Origin of the sequence: Nocardia sp. NPDC051981 (assembly GCF_040680715.1) — a bacterium.
Taxonomy (GTDB): domain Bacteria; phylum Actinomycetota; class Actinomycetes; order Mycobacteriales; family Mycobacteriaceae; genus Nocardia.
This window is the reverse complement of record NZ_JBFAXK010000015.1, coordinates 170736-187348: the sequence shown is the minus strand read 5'-3', so window position 1 is coordinate 187348 and position 16613 is coordinate 170736. Positions and strand designations below refer to the sequence as shown.

General features: G+C 70.3%; 12 protein-coding genes. 5 read left to right on the top strand and 7 right to left on the bottom strand.

Translation table 11 applies throughout. The annotated features are described in order from the left end of the window. Positions 1 to 75: 75 nt before the first annotated feature. From AB0L60_RS25300 to AB0L60_RS25280, 5 genes are all read left to right on the top strand, one after another. Entirely contained in the window at positions 76 to 648 is a 573-nt protein-coding gene (locus AB0L60_RS25300; protein WP_364618107.1) for a heme-binding protein, read from the top strand. Positions 649 to 845: 197 nt separating this feature from the next. Continuing rightward, complete coding sequence (locus tag AB0L60_RS25295; protein ID WP_364618185.1) at positions 846 to 2396, top strand: TIGR02677 family protein; 1551 nt, start codon at positions 846 to 848, stop codon at positions 2394 to 2396. Continuing rightward, positions 2396 to 3835 carry a TIGR02678 family protein gene (locus tag AB0L60_RS25290; RefSeq protein ID WP_364618105.1) on the top strand — a complete coding sequence of 480 codons (1440 nt, stop codon included), beginning with the start codon at positions 2396 to 2398 and terminating at the stop codon, positions 3833 to 3835. Before AB0L60_RS25295 ends, AB0L60_RS25290 begins: the two co-directional genes overlap by 1 nt. After that, positions 3835 to 8301 carry an SbcC/MukB-like Walker B domain-containing protein gene (locus tag AB0L60_RS25285; protein WP_364618103.1) on the top strand — a complete coding sequence of 1489 codons (4467 nt, stop codon included), beginning with the start codon at positions 3835 to 3837 and terminating at the stop codon, positions 8299 to 8301. The genes AB0L60_RS25290 and AB0L60_RS25285 overlap by 1 nt, the downstream gene beginning before the upstream one ends. 340 nt (positions 8302 to 8641) lie before the next feature. After that, entirely contained in the window at positions 8642 to 9835 is a 1194-nt protein-coding gene (locus AB0L60_RS25280; protein WP_364618101.1) for a hypothetical protein, read from the top strand. A gap of 184 nt (positions 9836 to 10019) precedes the next feature. On the opposite strand, the gene AB0L60_RS25275 is transcribed toward AB0L60_RS25280, so the two are convergent. From AB0L60_RS25275 to AB0L60_RS25245, 7 genes are all read right to left on the bottom strand, one after another. Continuing rightward, positions 10020 to 10292 (bottom strand): hypothetical protein, encoded by a 273-nt coding sequence (locus tag AB0L60_RS25275; RefSeq protein ID WP_364618099.1) that lies wholly within the window; start codon positions 10290 to 10292, stop codon positions 10020 to 10022. A gap of 211 nt (positions 10293 to 10503) precedes the next feature. Then, a complete protein-coding gene (locus AB0L60_RS25270) occupies positions 10504 to 11901 on the bottom strand; it encodes a metallophosphoesterase (protein WP_364618097.1) in 1398 nt (465 codons plus the stop codon). Between the two features lie 126 nt (positions 11902 to 12027). Continuing rightward, positions 12028 to 12498, bottom strand: a complete 471-nt coding sequence (gene cynS / locus AB0L60_RS25265; RefSeq protein WP_364618095.1) for a cyanase — start codon at positions 12496 to 12498, stop codon at positions 12028 to 12030. Continuing rightward, positions 12417 to 13184, bottom strand: coding sequence for a carbonic anhydrase (locus AB0L60_RS25260; protein ID WP_364618093.1), 768 nt, complete (start codon positions 13182 to 13184; stop codon positions 12417 to 12419). Before AB0L60_RS25260 ends, cynS begins: the two co-directional genes overlap by 82 nt. A 369-nt stretch (positions 13185 to 13553) precedes the next feature. Then, positions 13554 to 14126: a M15 family metallopeptidase gene (locus AB0L60_RS25255; RefSeq protein ID WP_364618091.1), complete on the bottom strand. Its 573-nt coding sequence runs from the start codon at positions 14124 to 14126 to the stop codon at positions 13554 to 13556. 23 nt (positions 14127 to 14149) lie between these two features. Further along, on the bottom strand, positions 14150 to 14617 hold the full coding sequence (locus tag AB0L60_RS25250) for a M15 family metallopeptidase (protein ID WP_364618182.1): 468 nt from the start codon (positions 14615 to 14617) through the stop codon (positions 14150 to 14152). A gap of 125 nt (positions 14618 to 14742) precedes the next feature. Then, positions 14743 to 16419, bottom strand: a complete 1677-nt coding sequence (locus tag AB0L60_RS25245) for a fumarate hydratase (protein ID WP_354832019.1) — start codon at positions 16417 to 16419, stop codon at positions 14743 to 14745. Positions 16420 to 16613 lie beyond the last annotated feature (194 nt).

Here is a 16613-nt window from a genome sequence, read left to right as displayed (position 1 = left end):
CCCGGCCGGCCTGGGCAGCAAGCTGGAATACGAACAGAGCGAACAGCTTTCACCCGAGAATCCGTGGAGGACATCATGACCACCCCGCAGCAGTCCAGCTCCAACCGCAAGCGCCTCGTCATCGGGGGCGCGGCCGCGGCGGTCGTGGCCGCCGGGGTGATCGGCGTGGTGTCGGTCAACGCACAGGATCCGGATCCGGGCAGCAAGGCCCCGGTGGCGGCCGATGTCGCCAATGGCAACCTGCAGCAGAGCACCCATCTGACCATTGCCGCCGCCACCAAGGCCGCGCAGGCCGCACTGGATGCCGCGGTGAAGGAGAACCAGCACGTGACGGTCGCCGTGGTGGATCGCGACGGCAATACCGTCGTCACGTTGCGCGGCGACGGCGCCGGGCCGCAGTCCTACTCGTCCGCGCAGCAGAAGGCGTTCACCGCGGTCTCCTGGAACGCGCCGACCTCGCAGCTGGCCAAGCGCCTCGACAGTGCGCCGCAGCTGGCCGATATCCAGGGCACCCTGTTCCTCGCGGGCGGCGCCCCGGTGGCCGCCAAGGGTGGCGCGCCGATCGCGGGCATCGGGGTCGCGGGGGCGCCGAGCGGTGATCAGGACGAGAAGTTCGCGCAGGCGGGGGTGGCCGCGCTCGGTAACTGACCGGCGATCGCGGACCAGGAATCGGTCATCGGAGGGCCGGATCGGGCGCGCCGACACTCGGCACGATTCCGAACCGGTCGGGAGGGAGTACTAACCTTCTCCCGGTGACCGAGTCCGCTGACGGATTGCTGCCCGGCCCGAAGGGGGCCGGGTCCGAGGAGATTCCGAGCGCGGAGAGGCGGAGCGACGCCGACCGACTGCGTCTGTTCTCCTTCGCCACCGCCGAGAAACGGGCCGATTACCTGTGGGTGTTGCGGGCCTTCGACGCCGCCCGCGCCGCCTACGTGGTGCTGTTGCACGCCTCCGACGTCGCCGACTCGCTCGATCGTTGCCCGGGCGCGCCCGCACTGACCGCCACCGAGGTGGGTCCGCTGCTGGAGCAGTTGCACCAGTGGGGTGTGCTGGAACGCAGTTACGACGGGACCCGGGCGGCGACGCTGGCCGAGTATCGGAACCGGCATTTCGTCTATCAGTTCTCGCAGGCGGGTTATCAGGCATATCGGGCGGTTTCGGATGTGCTGGAGGCGCGACTGGACGAGGCCGCGCTCTCCCGGCTGGTGCTGCCGGAGCTGCTGGCGGATCTGCACACCCTCGCCGAGGCCAACAAGAGCGCGGACGCGCCGCGTGTCTACCGGGTACTGAACCGGCTGGACCGGGCGCTGTCGGATCTGGCCGAGCGAGCGGCGCACTTCTATCTGACGCTCGGCGATCTGGTGCGGACCACCGAGGCCACCCCCGAAGCCTTCCTCGCGCACAAGGACGCGCTGCTGGCGCACATGCGCGAATTCTCCATGGACCTGGCGCGTTTCGCACCGCGGCTGGCCGCCGCCATTCGCGAGGTGGAGCACACCGGGGTCGAGGATCTCATCGAACGCGCGGCCCGCTGTGACGAGCGGGTGCTGCTGGATACCGCTGAGCGCCAAGCGGATTGGCGGGCGCGCTGGCAGGGACTGCGAGGCTGGTTCATCAGTGATGACGAGGGCGGGCTCACCGAATGCGAGCGCCTACGCGAAGCGACCATGAGCGCCATTGCGGCCGTGCTCTCACTGCTGCGCCGGGTCACCGAGACCCGCAAAGGCGGAGTCAGCCGGGAATCGGCGCTGCGACACCTCGCCGGATGGTTCACCGCCGCCCCGACCGCCGAGGCCGCGCACGCACTCTACGACGCCGTCTTCGGATTGGGCCGTCCCCGCCATCTGGCCATGCGGCACCCGGACGCCGATGTGATTCCGGCCATCCGATCCTGGTGGGACGCACCACCTTTGGAGATAGCCCGCACCCTCGCCGAGACCGGGCGGCCACCGACACCGGGTGCGCCCGCCCGGCTGCAACGCAATGACGCGGGGATTCGCCGCCTGCGCCAGGTACAGCTCGATGCCCAGCGGGCCCGCGCCGAGGCCGCACGCTCGCTGGCCGCCGCCGACCTCTACGACCGGGAGCTGGACGAGGGCGAGACCGAGGTGCTGCTCAAACTGCTCGACGCCGCGTCCACGGCGTGGGTGCCGGTGAGCGGGCGGGTTCCGGGCACCTCCGGTTCCGACAACGGCGTGACACTCACCGTGTCCGAGCATGAGGGGTCCACGCTCGTCCGAACGTCCAAGGGCGTGCTCCACCTCAACAACCGGCGACTCGAGGTTCGCGAGACCGCTGCCCTGCGCGGTCGCAAATCCCCTGCCGCGCAGTCGAATCGGCCGGATCCTTCGGTCACGCCCGCCGGCGGCACTGTCGGCGGCGGGGAGGTGGGCTGATGCACGCGCGAAGTATCGACTCGCTCGCGCTGGACAGTTATCAGCGTGCGGCGCGGGTGATTCTGGCCAATCACCTGGTCACCCGCACGTATCCGGATCGCATTGCGCTGCCGCTGCTACGGCGGTGGGCGACGGAGCTGCGGGAGGATCTGGCCGAGCTGTTCGGGTATCGGCTGGAGGTCACCGAGACCACGGCGCGGCTCTTCCCGGTGCTGGATCGCCTCGACGCCGGACGGCCTGCGCGGACCACCGGTGATCGGCTGTTCGATCGCCGCCGCTACGCCTACCTCGCCTTGGCCCTGGCCGCGCTGGGTCGCGCCGGGGATCAGATCACGTTGTCGGAGTTGGCCGATCAGGTGGCCGCCTACACCGAACGGGTGGAGGGCCTCGAGCTCGCGCCGGATCGGGCCGCGGATCGGGATGCGTTCGTCGACGCGGTCGGCTGGCTGGCGGCGCGCGGCGCGGTCACCCTGGCCGACGGCGATGCCGGGGGCTGGGCGAGCGACCCGGAGGCCGGTGAGGCGCTCTACGACATCGACCGATCGGTGGTCTTCGCGCTGTTCCGGCCGCCCCGGGCGCTGCAGCATCTCCAGAGCGTCACCGGACTGCTCGGCGAGGAGGCGGGCGGATCCGATACCCGTTCCCCCGCACTGGCGTTGGCGGCACGCGAGGTCCGGCGGGCCCTGGTCGAGCAGCCCGTGGTCTACGCCGACGAGCTCGCCGAGCCGCAGCGCTCGCTGCTGGGGCAGGAGAAGCTGGTCGCCGAGGTCGAGTACCTCACCGGGCTGCGGGCCGAGCGACGGGCGGAAGGCGTTGCGCTGATCGACAGTTCGGGGCGGCTGTCGGATGTGCGGTTCCCGGGCACGGGCACGCTCGCGCAGGTGGCGCTGCTGCTGGCGGGTGAGATCGCGGATCTGGTGCTGGACATCGACAATCCGGTCGAACGCCGGCCGCGGCCGGACCGTCCGCTGCTGGATCTGGTGGAGCAGCTCGACACCGCCATTCCGTCGAATACCGTGTTCGCTCCGCTCGCGGATCCGGTGGATGTCTTCGGGCCGCACGAGGATTCGGACGTGGAAGCGGCCGAGCCCGAGATCCCCGACTTCCCGTTCCTCGAGTCGTCCTGGATCCGCGACACCGTGCAGATGCTGACCGACCGCTACGGCAACACCTTCGCCGCCCAGTGGCAGGCCGATGTGCCGGGCCTGACCACCGAGGCGGTCTCGCTGCTGGAGCGGCTCCGGCTGGTGGAGCCGGTCGACGGCGGCCTGCTCATCCTGCCCGCGCTGGCCCGGTACCGGGGCGCGATCGTCACCGTCCGCACCCGCGCGGAGACCGAATTGTTCATCTCCCCCACACAACTCGGCGCGAACGCCGTGCCTGCGGACAGCTCGACAGCGCCCGCGGACAGCTCGACAGAGAAGGGATCCGGGAACTGATGGCCGACCACATTCACGGTGGAGTGCGCTTCGTCCCCACCCGGGCGGGCATCATCAACCTGTGGGACTACCGCGACCAGGAGTTCTGCTTCGCCGACGGGCGGCTGGTACTGCGCGGGCCCAACGGCTCGGGCAAGACCAAGGCCCTCGAGGTCCTGTTCCCCTTCGTGCTGGACGGTCGGATCGAGCCGCGGCGGCTCAATCCGTTCGCGGGTGAAGAGCGCACCATGAAGTCGAACCTGCTCTACCGCAAGCAGGAATCGGCCTACTCGTACGTGTGGATGGAGTTCGCGCGCGGCAGCTGGACCGGGCCGGAGACGGTCACCATCGGCATCGGCATGCGCGCCACCCGCTCCAACGACAAGGTGACCCGCTGGTACTTCGTCGCCGACGGCCGGGTGGGCGTGGACTTCTCGCTACTGGGCCCCGACGACCGGCCGCTGACCCGCAAGCAGCTGGCCGAGCAGATCGGCTCCGACGCCATCGTGGACCGGCCGGTCGAGTACCGGGCGGCCATCGACGCCCGCATGTTCGGGCTCGGGCAGCAGCGCTACGACCAGCTCATCAATCTGATCCTGACGCTGCGCCGCCCGCAGCTGGCCAAGAACCTGGACCCGCGCGGCCTCTCGCAGGCGCTCACCGACGGTCTGCGCCCGCTGGACGAGCAGCTGATCCTGGACGCCGCCCGCTCCTTCAGCGATATGGAGGAGGTCGGGCGCACCCTCGAGGGCCTGGTCCAGGCCGACACCGCGACCCGCGATTTCGTCAACGTCTACCGCAAATACCTTGCCGTGCAGGCGAAGACGGACATCGACCAGGTGCGGGTGCGTCTGGACGCGGTCACCCACTCCAGCACCGCCCTGCACGCGGCCGCCGCCCTGCGCAAGCGCCGCGACACCGAGCGCGCGGCCGCCGAGACCCGCGCCGAGGACGCCGACCGCGCCTACGAGCAGGCCCTCGCCGACCGGGAAACCCTCCAGCGTTCCAGCGCTTACGAGGGCAAGCAGCAGCTCGACGATCTCGCCGGCGCCGTCCGCCGGCTGGAAACCTCCGCCGCCGTGCACAGCGACAAGGCCCTCAAGTCCCGTCAGACCGTGGACCAGCGGCTCGAGGAATCCGAACGCGCCCAGGCCGCCGTCACCAACGCCGCCTCCGCACTGTCCCGCGGCGAGGACGAACTCCGCACCGCCGCAGAGGAAGCCGGCATCGGCTGGTCGGCGCTGCCCGAATCGGCCCGCGCCGAGCACCTCACCACCACCGTCCGCTCCCACGCCGAGGAGCGCGACGCCGACGTCCGTGCCGTCCGCCGCGCCCTCACCCTGGTCGACCAGGCCGTCACCGAACGCACCCGGGCCGAACGCGCCGCACAGCGCGCGGTCGAACTGCGCGAATCCGCCGCCGCCGAACTGGCCGAGGCCGAAGCCGCAGTGGCCCTGGCCCGGTCGAACACCGCTGTGTCCCTGCGCGACTGGTGGGACACGCACCGCGACGTGTATGCGCCGATTCGCAACGGCCTGTTCGAGGCGCTCGACGACGCCTTCGGGCACGTCGGCGCCGAGCACGCCCCGCGCCCGGCCGGCGGCGGCAAGAAGGCCGCGATGGGGGCCGGGTCTCGCACCGGCGGCGATACGGCGGCCCAGGACGGGACCGGGAAGGCGGGCGGAAAGCGTTCGGCGACAGGACCGGATGGCGGCGGACCGGTCGACACGGCTGCGACCGGCCCGGGATCGGGCGACGTGTTCGACGACGGCTCGGTTCCGGCCACACCGGCCGAAGTGCTCGCCGAACGTACCGAGCCGCTGACCGAGGAGATCCGGGCGCGGCGGCAGGAGGCGCGGGCGCGGGCGGCCCAGGCGACCGCACGGGCGGGCGAACTGCGCGTCGAGCGGGAGCGGGTCGCGGCCGAACGCGACGACGCGCCACCGGCTTTCGCCGCGCGGACCGATGCGCGGCCGGATCGGACGGGCGCGCCGCTGTGGCGATTGGTGCGTTTCGCCGACGGCGTCGGTGCGCACGAGGCAGCCGGGATCGAGGCTGCGCTACAGGCCGCCAACCTGCTCGACGCCTGGGTGTGCGCGGATGCCGAACTGCCGGACCATGCTTCGGACCAGTTCCTCACGCCGCTGCCGCAGCAGTTGCGCCCCACCGGCCGCACGCTCGCCGATGTGCTTGTCGTCGAGGATGATTCGGACACGCTGACCGTGCCGCGCCGGATCGTCTCCGGCATTCTGGCGTCCATCGCGCTGCACGAGGTCGCCGGGTCGGTCATGGCCGGCGGCGCGGATGGCAAGGGGCGCACTGTCACCGGGACCGAGGCACAGCCTGTCGGTGCGGAGGGGCAGCTCACCATCGCCACCGACGGCCGGTTCCGGCAGGGGGTGCAGGTCGGCCGGCACGTCAAATCCGACGCCGAGTTCATCGGCACCACCGCCCGCGCGCGCCGGCGCGAGTTGCGGCTGGCTGAGCTGGCCGCTGCCATCGAAACGGCTGTGGGCGAGGCCGATACCGCCGAAGCCGACGAACAGGCCGCCACCGCGGAGCTGGGGCGGATTTCGGCGGCGGCCAAGGCACTGCCGCGGACCACGGCGGTCACCGCCGCGCTGCGCAGCGTCGCCGAGGCGGCGGGCATGCTGCGCTCGCGCTCGGAGGCGGCGGGCCAGGCCGAGCGGGATCTGGATCAGGCCGTGGCGGAATACACCAACGCGGACAAGAAGGTTCGGGCCATCGCGGCCGATCATCGCGCGCCGCGCGATCCTGCCGAGCTGGATGCGCTGGCGGCCGCTGTCCGCCATTTCGAGAACGCCGGGACGGCGCTGCTGCGCTTGCGCGGCGATCATCAGCGCGAGCACGAGCGGGCCCGGGAGGCCGGGGACCGGCTCGAGGAAGCCAAGGACCTGGCCGAGGCATTCGCGGAAGAGTCCGAGGCCGCGCGCGCCGGGTACGAGGAGCAGCTGCGCAAACTGGAGACACTGCGTGAGGCGCTCGGCGCGGGCGCCGCGGATATCGATCGCGAGCTGGACGCGGCCCGGGAGAAGATCGAGGCGGCGCGCGCGGAGCAGAAGGCCGCCCGCAAGGCCGCGGCCGAGGCCATCGAGGCCGTGGGCACCGCCGAGGGCGCGCACCGCGCCGCCCACGACACACTGGGCACCGCGCTCACCGAATTGCTCGCCGACGTCCGTCATCTGGCCCCGTACGCGCGCCCGGATCTGCTGAGCCTGCTGGGCGCCCCCGTCGACAGCCGCTGGCCCAGCAGCGATGCCGCGTGGTCGACGCCGGAGCAGCTGCTGTACCGGATCGAGAACGGCGATCCGGAGCAGGAGCCCACGGTGCTGCCCGCCGAGGTGTCCGCCCTTTTCGAGAATCTCGCCGCCGCAACCGCTTCGGTGCGCGCGGGCGAGGCGGCCCGCAAGTCCACCCGCAGCGCGGTCACCACCGCCCTGCAGGAGTTCGACGCCGCGCTGACCGCCGCCCGCCAGGACTATCGCCTGCACTGGGATGCCGCCGACGGCCTCACCGTGGTGCAGGTGCACGACGACCACGGCCTGTCCGCGCTGGCCGATTTCGCCGAGCGCATCGGCGCGGCCCGCCGCGACCAGGAGCTGCTGCTCACCGATGCCGAACGCCGCATCCTGGAGGACGCGCTGCTGACCGGCCTGGCCCAGCAGATCCACGAACGCACCTGCGACGCCCGCGATCTCATCTCCCGCATGGGCGCGGAGATGAGGCAGCGCCGCATGTCCTCCGGCAACACCATCGGCGTGCACTGGGTGCTGGCCGACAATCTCGCCGAGCCGGCCCGCGCGGTCTGCAAGCTCCTGGACCGCGACTCCGCCGAGCTCACCCCCGAGGACCTGTCCACCATCCGTGCCTATTTCGCCGCGGAGATCCGCACCGCGCGCGCCGCCCACCCGGAGCGCTCGTTCCCCGAGATCCTCGCGGCCACCCTCGATTACCGCGCCTGGCGCGTCTTCTCGTTCACCATCGTCACCGCCGACGGCGCCGAGGACCGCCTCACCGTCGCCCGGCACAGCGCCCTCTCCGGCGGCGAACAGTCGGTGTCCCTGCACCTTCCGCTCTTCGCCGCCGCCCACGTCATGCTCGATTCGGCCGACCCGCAGGCCCCCCGCCTGCTGGCCCTGGACGAGGCCTTCGCCGGTGTCGACGACAACGGCCGCAGCGAACTGCTCGGCCTGTCCGTCCAATTCGATCTCGACCTCTTCATGACCGGCTACGACCTCTGGATCACCTACCCCCACGTCCCCGCCTGCGCCCACTACGATCTGGCCCACTCCGCCGCCGAGAACACCGTCAGCGCAACCCTGCTGGTCTGGGACTCCGACGATCTCCTGGCCGAACACGACGGCACCGACCTCACCACCGCCCTCGGCTCCCCCAACCGCCGCCGCCTCCCCCACGGCCTGGAGGGCGCGATCCCGATGGACGAGGAACTCGAGACGATCAGCTGACTCCCGAGCCCCACGCCGAATCCTCCACCGTCCGCCCGTCTTTCGATCCTTCGCCCACGCAGCTTCGCGCATGCGGGTCTCGGTTCCTGCGCGATGCGACCGGGTCCTATATGGTGGTGCCCGAACTCCGGTCGGCAACCCCTCTGGACAGCCGATCGGACGACGTCTCCGTACTGCCCTGACTCCCACTCAATTCCGCGTGTCGCAGCGCGGCGCGCCGTAAGGATTGGACCATCGGCAAATCAACAGTTTCGCGGTTGGGCGTGTATCGACTAGAAATGTTCTCCGTGCCTACCGGAATCACCTGTCAGCCATCGGGACTCCCTGGACGGGGGACCAATTGACGATCGAACATCCGCGCGAGGACGAGGTCACCCAGCTGGCGCAACGGGTCGAGAAGGCCCGGGGGCGGCTGGCATACCAATACGATCCCGCTCTCACCGATGCACTGTCGGAGACCGAGCTCGTCGCCGAGCGCGAGCTGGCCGAGCGCATCCGCGAGCAGGAGCGGGCGCAGCGCTGGAAACAGGCCGAGGCCGCGGCATCAGCGGCCGATCGGGCCCGACAGACCACCATAGAGATTGAGAAGGCCGACATTCGCGACTTGCTGCTGGCGCGCAAGGCGATCGCTGCTCAGCGGCGGGAATCGAGCCCGCACGCCAAACTGGCGTCCCTGTACAAGCATCGGGCGTGGAGTCAGCGCGCGCTCGCCGGCGTGGTCGCGGCCGGCATGCTCTGGTCCGCGGTCAACGTGCAGCACAACATCGCCCCGGGCGGGGCGAGCGATCCGCTGTACTGGTTCAGCTACCTGCTCGAAGGCATGATCAGCGTCTGCCTCGTGATCATCATGATCGGCACCAACAAGGTTGCCGAGTGGGGCGTGATCGACAGCCGCCGCCAGGTCGTGGTGGCCGAGTTCGCGCTGCTGGGCCTGACCGTCATGCTCAACACCTACCCGTACCTGAAGAACGGCAGCTGGTATGAAGTGGCCGTGCACGCCATCGCACCGGTGATGATCGGTGTGGCGCTGCTGATCCACAATGCCGCGGCCGGTCGGTACGGTCTGGCCATCGTGCGTGCCACGGACCAGATCCGGGATCTGCCGGACCCGGGCGAACAGATCCGCCGCTCCATGCCCACCGTCGTCTCCTGGCCCGGCCGCCCTTCCCCCTCGGCGGTGCCGACTCCCACCCCGGCCCTTCCCGCGGCTCCCGCTGAGCCCGAGAAGACCGTCGATGCCGAAGCCGAGGTGGTCGAGCCCCGACCTGCCCGGGCCGAAAGCCAGTCGGACACCGCGAAACCCGCCGACAAGGAGCGCCGCTCCGCCACCGGCAAGAGCCGCAAGACCGAAGAAGGGGACGACCGTTCCCCGCTCGCCGATCTCACCGATCCCGTCCCGCCGCTGAATGTCTATGACACCGGCCAGTTCCGGATCGCCGAGACCCTCGAGCAGGAACTCGCCGAACTGCAGGCCGCCCGCCGCCGCGCCCGCGCCGCGTCGCGCTCCCGCAACGGCAGCTCCCTCGACGACTGAAACCCTCCGCGCCGAATCGGCCGCCGCTGCACCAGCTCCGGCCGATCCGCCCGCCAGCACCCCGGTGACCCGCAGCCAGCGGCACCGGGGTGGCGTCATTTTCCGGGCCTGATCCGCGGTCTCGCGGTTGATCGTCGTGGTCGCGAGCGACCGGCCGGATCGCCGGGTCTGGTACCGAACCGGCTCAGTGAGCGCCCGGGCGGGCGGTATCGGCGGGCACCACTACGGCAGAGCGCGGCTGGGCCGGAGTGCCCGCGTGCTGGAGGTAGCCGAGCCAGCCGGTGCCGACGAAGACGGCCAGCAGTACCGCGGTGGGCAGTTCGAAAATCAGCCAGCTGGTAGCGAATACGACTTCTCGGGCAGGTTGGGCGGGGCGCCGGGTAACGCGAACGGGTGGGCGCTGGTGCTGGAGTGTGCCGTGATTCGTACGGTACTGCCCGCCCTGCCTGCCCACCATGCCTCCGTTGCTAGAGAAGTGCCGAACCCAGGATGCCGAACCCGCGGCGCGCCCACAGCGGTGAACGAAGGGACATCGCGATATCCGATCGGGCCTGGGTAGGTCATCCAGGTGAGGTGGCGCGCACTCGCATCAGGCAGTATGCCGAACAGCGCGGGAGTTGTGGGCGTATTGACCGGACCTACCGGTGCGTCAACCGGTGTGTTGCCGGTCAACTCGCCGAGGGCTCCGCGCACAGGCCGGAGAAATCACGCCGGACGACATGATTGCGATCGACAAAACTGCCCAGTGCGTGATCGGGGTGCATGCCCAGGTACTGGCTGCGGGTGCGCGTGCTCCAGCGCCGCGCCGCCTCGGACCGGGTCTTGCAGAAGTTCACCATGTAGCCGCCCTCGTAGATCCGCACCAGGGTGTACCCGCCCGGATACTCCTTGACCGCGCCCACCTCGAGGAATTCCACACCGATCCCGGAATCGGGGCGGCTCAGCCGATTCCGGTGCGTGTGGCCGCTGTGGTGCAGGAACACCCCGGGCGCGGTGGCGTAGAGGGCGTGCAGCGCGGCCGCGTTGAACCTGTCCAGCACGAAGCCGGGCCCACCCGGATTGCTCACCGCCGCATGCCTGGTCACCGGGTGGTGACCGAAGATCAGTGTCGGCCGGTCGGGTTCGCCGCGCAGCAGTTCGCGCAGGTGGGCCAGCTGCGCCGGGTCGAGGGTGCCGCCGGCGCCGCGCACCCGGGTGGTGTCGAGCCCGATGAGCCGCAGGCCGCCCACGAAGTATTCGACGAGCCGGTCCCGGGCATGGAACACCTGACCCCAGTGGTCGGTCTCCTCCGGCGGCCGGACATCGTGATTTCCCCTGCACACGAAGTAATCCCGGCCCAGATTGCCCCACTGGTCCAGACTGTCCCGGACTCCACGCGACTGCTCGGCCGTTCCCGAATCGGTCAGATCGCCCGCGACCACCAAATGGTCCGCCCCGCGATCCGGCAGGCGCAGATCCTCCAGCATGGCCTGCAGCATGAACTCCGGATACTCGTCGGTGCTGTGCCGCAGTCCGTCGAAGAGTCCCGCGAACAGCCCACTGGCCGGTTCGCCGTAGTGCAGGTCGTTGGCCAGGGCGAGGGTCCGCAGCAGTCGCCCCGGCGGCGGCGTCAAGGTGGTGAAAACGCCGGTGGATTCAGGTGTTCCGGACCGTCGCGTCACCAGCGTCCGGGCGGGCACCGCGCGCTGCCCGTCGGAGTACGCCTCGAATCGATAGGCGCGCCCCGGTTCCAGATCCCGGACCTCGGCGTAGTGGTACGCCGTTCGCATGCCCTCGAAGACCAGGACACGGGGCCGCCCGCGCCCGTCGGCGGGGACGATGCGCAACTCGGTGTCGGCGGGCGCGGGCCGCAGTCGCCCCGCCCGGTTCCATGTCCGGGTCGTCCAGGTGATGACGGCCGAATGATCGGTCACCGTCACGACTTCCAGATCCGAGGCCACCACGGCCTCGCGCTGCGCCCGCCGCGCCTGGGCGGCGAACACCGGGCGCGGCGTGCGCACGGCGACAGCCGCCGCCCCGCTCGCCGCATTGGCCAGCCACATGGTCCGAAGTCGCGGTTCCAGCATCACATCTCCGTCCGCCGTGATCCCTCAGCCGCGACGGTACGGTCGCCAGTTGAACCGCCAGGTGCCCGGACATGACCGATCAGCTTCCGGTTCCGGACATTCAGGTCATCTCCGGGCGGCCAGGCCTCAGAACGGCTTGGTCGGCAGGTACTTTCCGTCCAGCGTGATGACCGCGCGCTCGCCGCCCTCCGGATCGGCGACCTTCTTGACGTCGAGCTTGAAGTTGATGGCGGAGATGATGCCGTCCCCGAACTGCTCGTGCACCAGGGCCTTCAGCGTGGTGCCGTAGACCTGCAGCATCTCGTAGAAGCGGTAGATGGTCGGATCGGTCGGCACGCCACCGGGAATCGAGCCGCGCAGCGGGATGGTCTGCAGTAGCCGGGCGGCGTCGTCGTCGAGCTCGAGCAGTTCGGCCACCGCGAGCGCGGACTTCTCCGGCAGCGGGTGCTGGCCCAGCACCGCGGCGGTGACGAAGGCGACCGACAGGCCGGCCGCGTCGGCGATCTGCTGCCAGGTCAGGTCCTTGGCGATCTTGGCGGCGACGGCCGCATCGGCCAGCGCCTCGCGGGCGGTCGGATCGAACTGTGCGTGCACCATGGCGGTGCCTCCTTTCGGGAAGCCGTTTCGCGGAAGCGAAATCGGAGGTCGGATTTCGGAGAGAGCGGGGAATCAGGCGGCGAGAGTGCTGAACTCGCCCCCGGCACCGAGCGCCTCGACGCGGCCGGTGCCGATGTCGTACACCCAGCCGTGCAGGGTGAGGGTCCGCCGGGACAGCGCCGCGCCCGGGCCACCGCGGGATGGGTGGCGAGGTTGGCCAGCTGTGCCACCACATTGTGGCGAACCAGCGCGGATACCGCTGCGGCGCCGGTGATGTCGGGGTCGACCAGCGCCCGGGCGGCGTCGGCGTGCCCCAGCCAGCCCGCGACCGCGGGCAGCGTCGACAGGTCCTGCCCCTCGGACAGCGCGGTCATGGCGCCGCAGGCCGAGTGCCCGCACACCACGATGTCGGTGACGCCGAGGACACCCACCGCGTACTCGATGCTCGCCACCACACCGTCCGTCGCGCCCGGGGTGTGCGGCGGCACCAGATTGCCGGCGGTGCGGATGACGAAGAGTTCCCCGGCCTCGGCGGAGGTGATCAGTTCCGGCACCACGCGGGCATCGGAGCACCCGACGAACAGCGCGCCCGGCCGGTGATCACCGGCGAGGCGGGCGAACAGCCCGGCCTTGGCGGGGAAGACATCGCGCTGGAACCGCCCGAGACCGGCTGCGAGATTCGGCATGGGAACTCCTCTCCGAGGCTCGACGACCCCTGTGGGCCGACCTGCTCCACCTTGCCTGAGCTCTAGCTATAGTGTCCAAGACTTGATATCGATCCTGCCGATTACTGCAATCTATAGACGGTTGCCCATTGCCCACACCCTTCGCGGGCCCCAACCCATCCTTCACCCGCCGGGCCACCCTCATGCCGCCCGGAGTGCTGGCGGGTGGCGTGTGGTGTGTGGACGCTGCTGCGCACCCGGGCCGAGCCGTGTCGTGCGAAATAATCCACGGGCACAGCGAAGTTGGTTTTCGCACAGTCGAAAGCTGGTGGAAGGGCGTCGGTCTCACCCGTCGGCGGCAGTGCGCCCACGATCCATGGGACGAGGGGGTCAGCGGTCGCTGGCGTCGGGGAGGCGGGCGGGGCAGGGGCCGTCGGGGTTGGTGGCGAGTTCGTAGTGCCACCATTCGTTGTCGTACATGCGGCACAGACCCCAGTGGGAGCCGTTGTCCTCCAGCCACTGTGCGCCCTCGCGGGGGCCCACGTCGATGGCTTCGCCGGTGACGTGGGTGGATTCGTTAGGGGGGAGCACCCAGCGGCGGGCGGCCTCGGGGCTGCCGTAGGTCTGGAGGCCGTCCTCCCAGAGGGCTTCCTGTTCGGCGGGGCTGCGGTAGCCGGAGGTGATCCAGAGGGAGACGCCGGCATTGTGGGCTTCGGTGGCGGCGTCGTTGTAGGCGGCGGCGAGGCGGGGGTCCAGGCCGTCGGTGCCGGCGGCGACGGCTTTGGCGGCGGGCAGGCCATCGGCGGTGGGTGCCGAGTCCGAAAGCTGTTGGGCGGCAGCGTGTGCCGCGGTGAGTGAGCCGCCCATCAGACCGGCGCTGGCCAGGACGGCCACGGCGGCCGCCCTGCGGGTTCCCGGCGGTCGCCGCCGGGCGGTCGAGAGGTCAGGGCTCCGCGCACGCATCCACTTGTCTCCTGGCTCGACGGTCATGGTCGCCGGCTGCTCGCGTCGGGCAGGCGGGCCGGGCAGGCGAAGCCCGGGAGGGTGGCCAGTTCGAAGTGCCACCATTCGTTGTCGTACATGCGGCACAGGCCCCACCGGTTGCCGGTCGCCTCGAGCCAGGCCGCGCCCTCACGCGGGCCGACGTCGATGGCCCGGCCCGTGACATGGGTGGATTCGCTGGGCGGCAGCACCCAGCGACGGGCGGCGCCGGGGCTCCCGTAGGTGCGAATTCCGTCCTCCCACAGGGCTTGCTGCTCGGCGGGGGTGCGGTAGCCGGAGACGATCCACAGCGGCACACCCTGACCCTGCGCCTCGGCGAGCGCGAATTTGTAGGCCAGCGCCAGCCACGGGTCCAGGCCATCGGTTTCGCTCGCGACCGGGGTGGCGAGCGGGCCGCTGCTCACGGCGGGCGCGGGTGCGGCGTGCGCGAGGGGCAGTGCGCCGCAGAGCATTCCGGCCCCGGCGGCCAGCGCGAGAACCGCGTAGCGGCCGCCGCGACGCCGGGCGGAAGGCACCGGATCGGGGTGGTGCCGAATTTCGATCCGGTGGGCCCTCCGCATTCGCATGCCTCCTGGCGTCAGACGCGTTCCTTGGACCGCTCGCGCACGCGCAGGGCGATCGGCTTCGAGGTCTCGGCGAAGAAGTCGTTGCCCTTGTCGTCGACGACGATGAAGGCGGGGAAGTCCTCGACCTCGATCTTCCACACGGCTTCCATGCCGAGCTCAGGGTATTCGAGGACCTCCACGGACTTGATGCAGTCCAGCGCGAGTCGCGCGGCGGGACCGCCGATCGACCCGAGGTAGAAGCCGCCGTGCTCCTTGCACGCCTTGGTGACCTGTGCGGAGCGGTTGCCCTTGGCCAGCATGACGTGTGAGCCGCCCGCCGCCTGGAACTGGTCGACGTAGGAGTCCATGCGACCGGCGGTGGTGGGACCGAAGGAGCCCGAGGCGTAGCCGTCGGGCGTCTTGGCGGGACCGGCGTAGTAGACGGCCATGTCGCGCATGTACTGCGGCATCGGCTCGCCCGCGTCGAGGCGCTCCTTGATCTTGGCGTGCGCGATGTCGCGCGCCACCACCAGCGGGCCGGTCAGCGAGAGCCGGGTCTTCACCGGGTACTTCGACAGCTCGTTGCGGATCTCCGACATCGGCCGGTTCAGGTCGATCTCGACGACGTCGCCGCCGAGGATGGCGTCGGTCTGCTCCGGAAGGTACTGCGCCGGTTCACGTTCCAGCTGCTCGAGGAACACGCCCTCGGGGGTGATCTTGGCCAGCGCCTGGCGGTCGGCCGAGCAGGACACCGCGATGGCGACCGGGCAGGAGGCGCCGTGGCGCGGCAGGCGGATCACGCGCACGTCGTGGCAGAAGTACTTGCCGCCGAACTGCGCACCGATACCGAAGGACTGGGTCAGCTTGAAGACCTGCTCCTCCAGTTCGAGGTCGCGGAAGCCGTGCGCGGCCATCGAACCCTCGGTCGGCATGTTGTCCAGGTAGTGCGCCGAGGCGTACTTGGCTGTCTTCAGGGCGAATTCGGCCGATGTGCCGCCGATGACGACCGCCAGATGGTACGGCGGGCAGGCCGCGGTGCCGAGGGAACGGATCTTCTCGTCCAGGAACTCCAGCATGCGATCGGGGTTCAGGATCGCCTTGGTCTCCTGGTACAGGAACGACTTGTTGGCCGAGCCACCGCCCTTGGCCATGTACAGGAACTTGTAGGACGGATGCGCGGGATCGCCTGCCTGCGAGTACAACTCGACCTGCGCGGGCAGGTTGTTGCCGGTGTTCTTCTCGTCCCACATGGTGATCGGGGCGAGCTGCGAGTAGCGCAGGTTCAGCTTGGTGTACGCGTCGAACACGCCGCGCGAAATCCATTCCGCGTCATCGGCTCCGGTGAGCACGCCCTCGGACTTCTTGCCCATCACGATGGCGGTGCCGGTGTCCTGGCACATGGGCAGGATGCCGCCCGCGGAGATATTGACGTTCTTGAGCAGGTCCAGTGCCACGAACCGGTCGTTGCCGCTGGACTCCGGGTCGTCGATGATCTTGCGCAGCTGCGCCAGATGCGCCGGCCGCAGGTAGTGGCTGATGTCGTGCATCGCCTCCGCGGTGAGCATGCGCAGCACCTCGGGCTCCACCTGCAGGAAGGTCCGCCCACCCGCCTCGAACGTGCTCACGCCCTCGGTGGTGAGCAGCCGGTACGGCGTCTCGTCCGTACCGATGGGCAGCAGATCCGAGTACAGGAAATCAGGCGCGGTCACGAATCGGACTCCTCGAGCAGGGCTGGGGGCTGGTCAGCCGACGGTTCAAGCAGAGTGACTGTACCGACCCGTGCGTACCCGCCGATGACCAGGCCCGGCCATGTTCGCTCGTTTGCAAGCGCGTTCGATGCTGCGCACGACGCGGCGACGAGCACCATGGGTCGTGGTCGACGACACCGCAATCCGCGACAGGA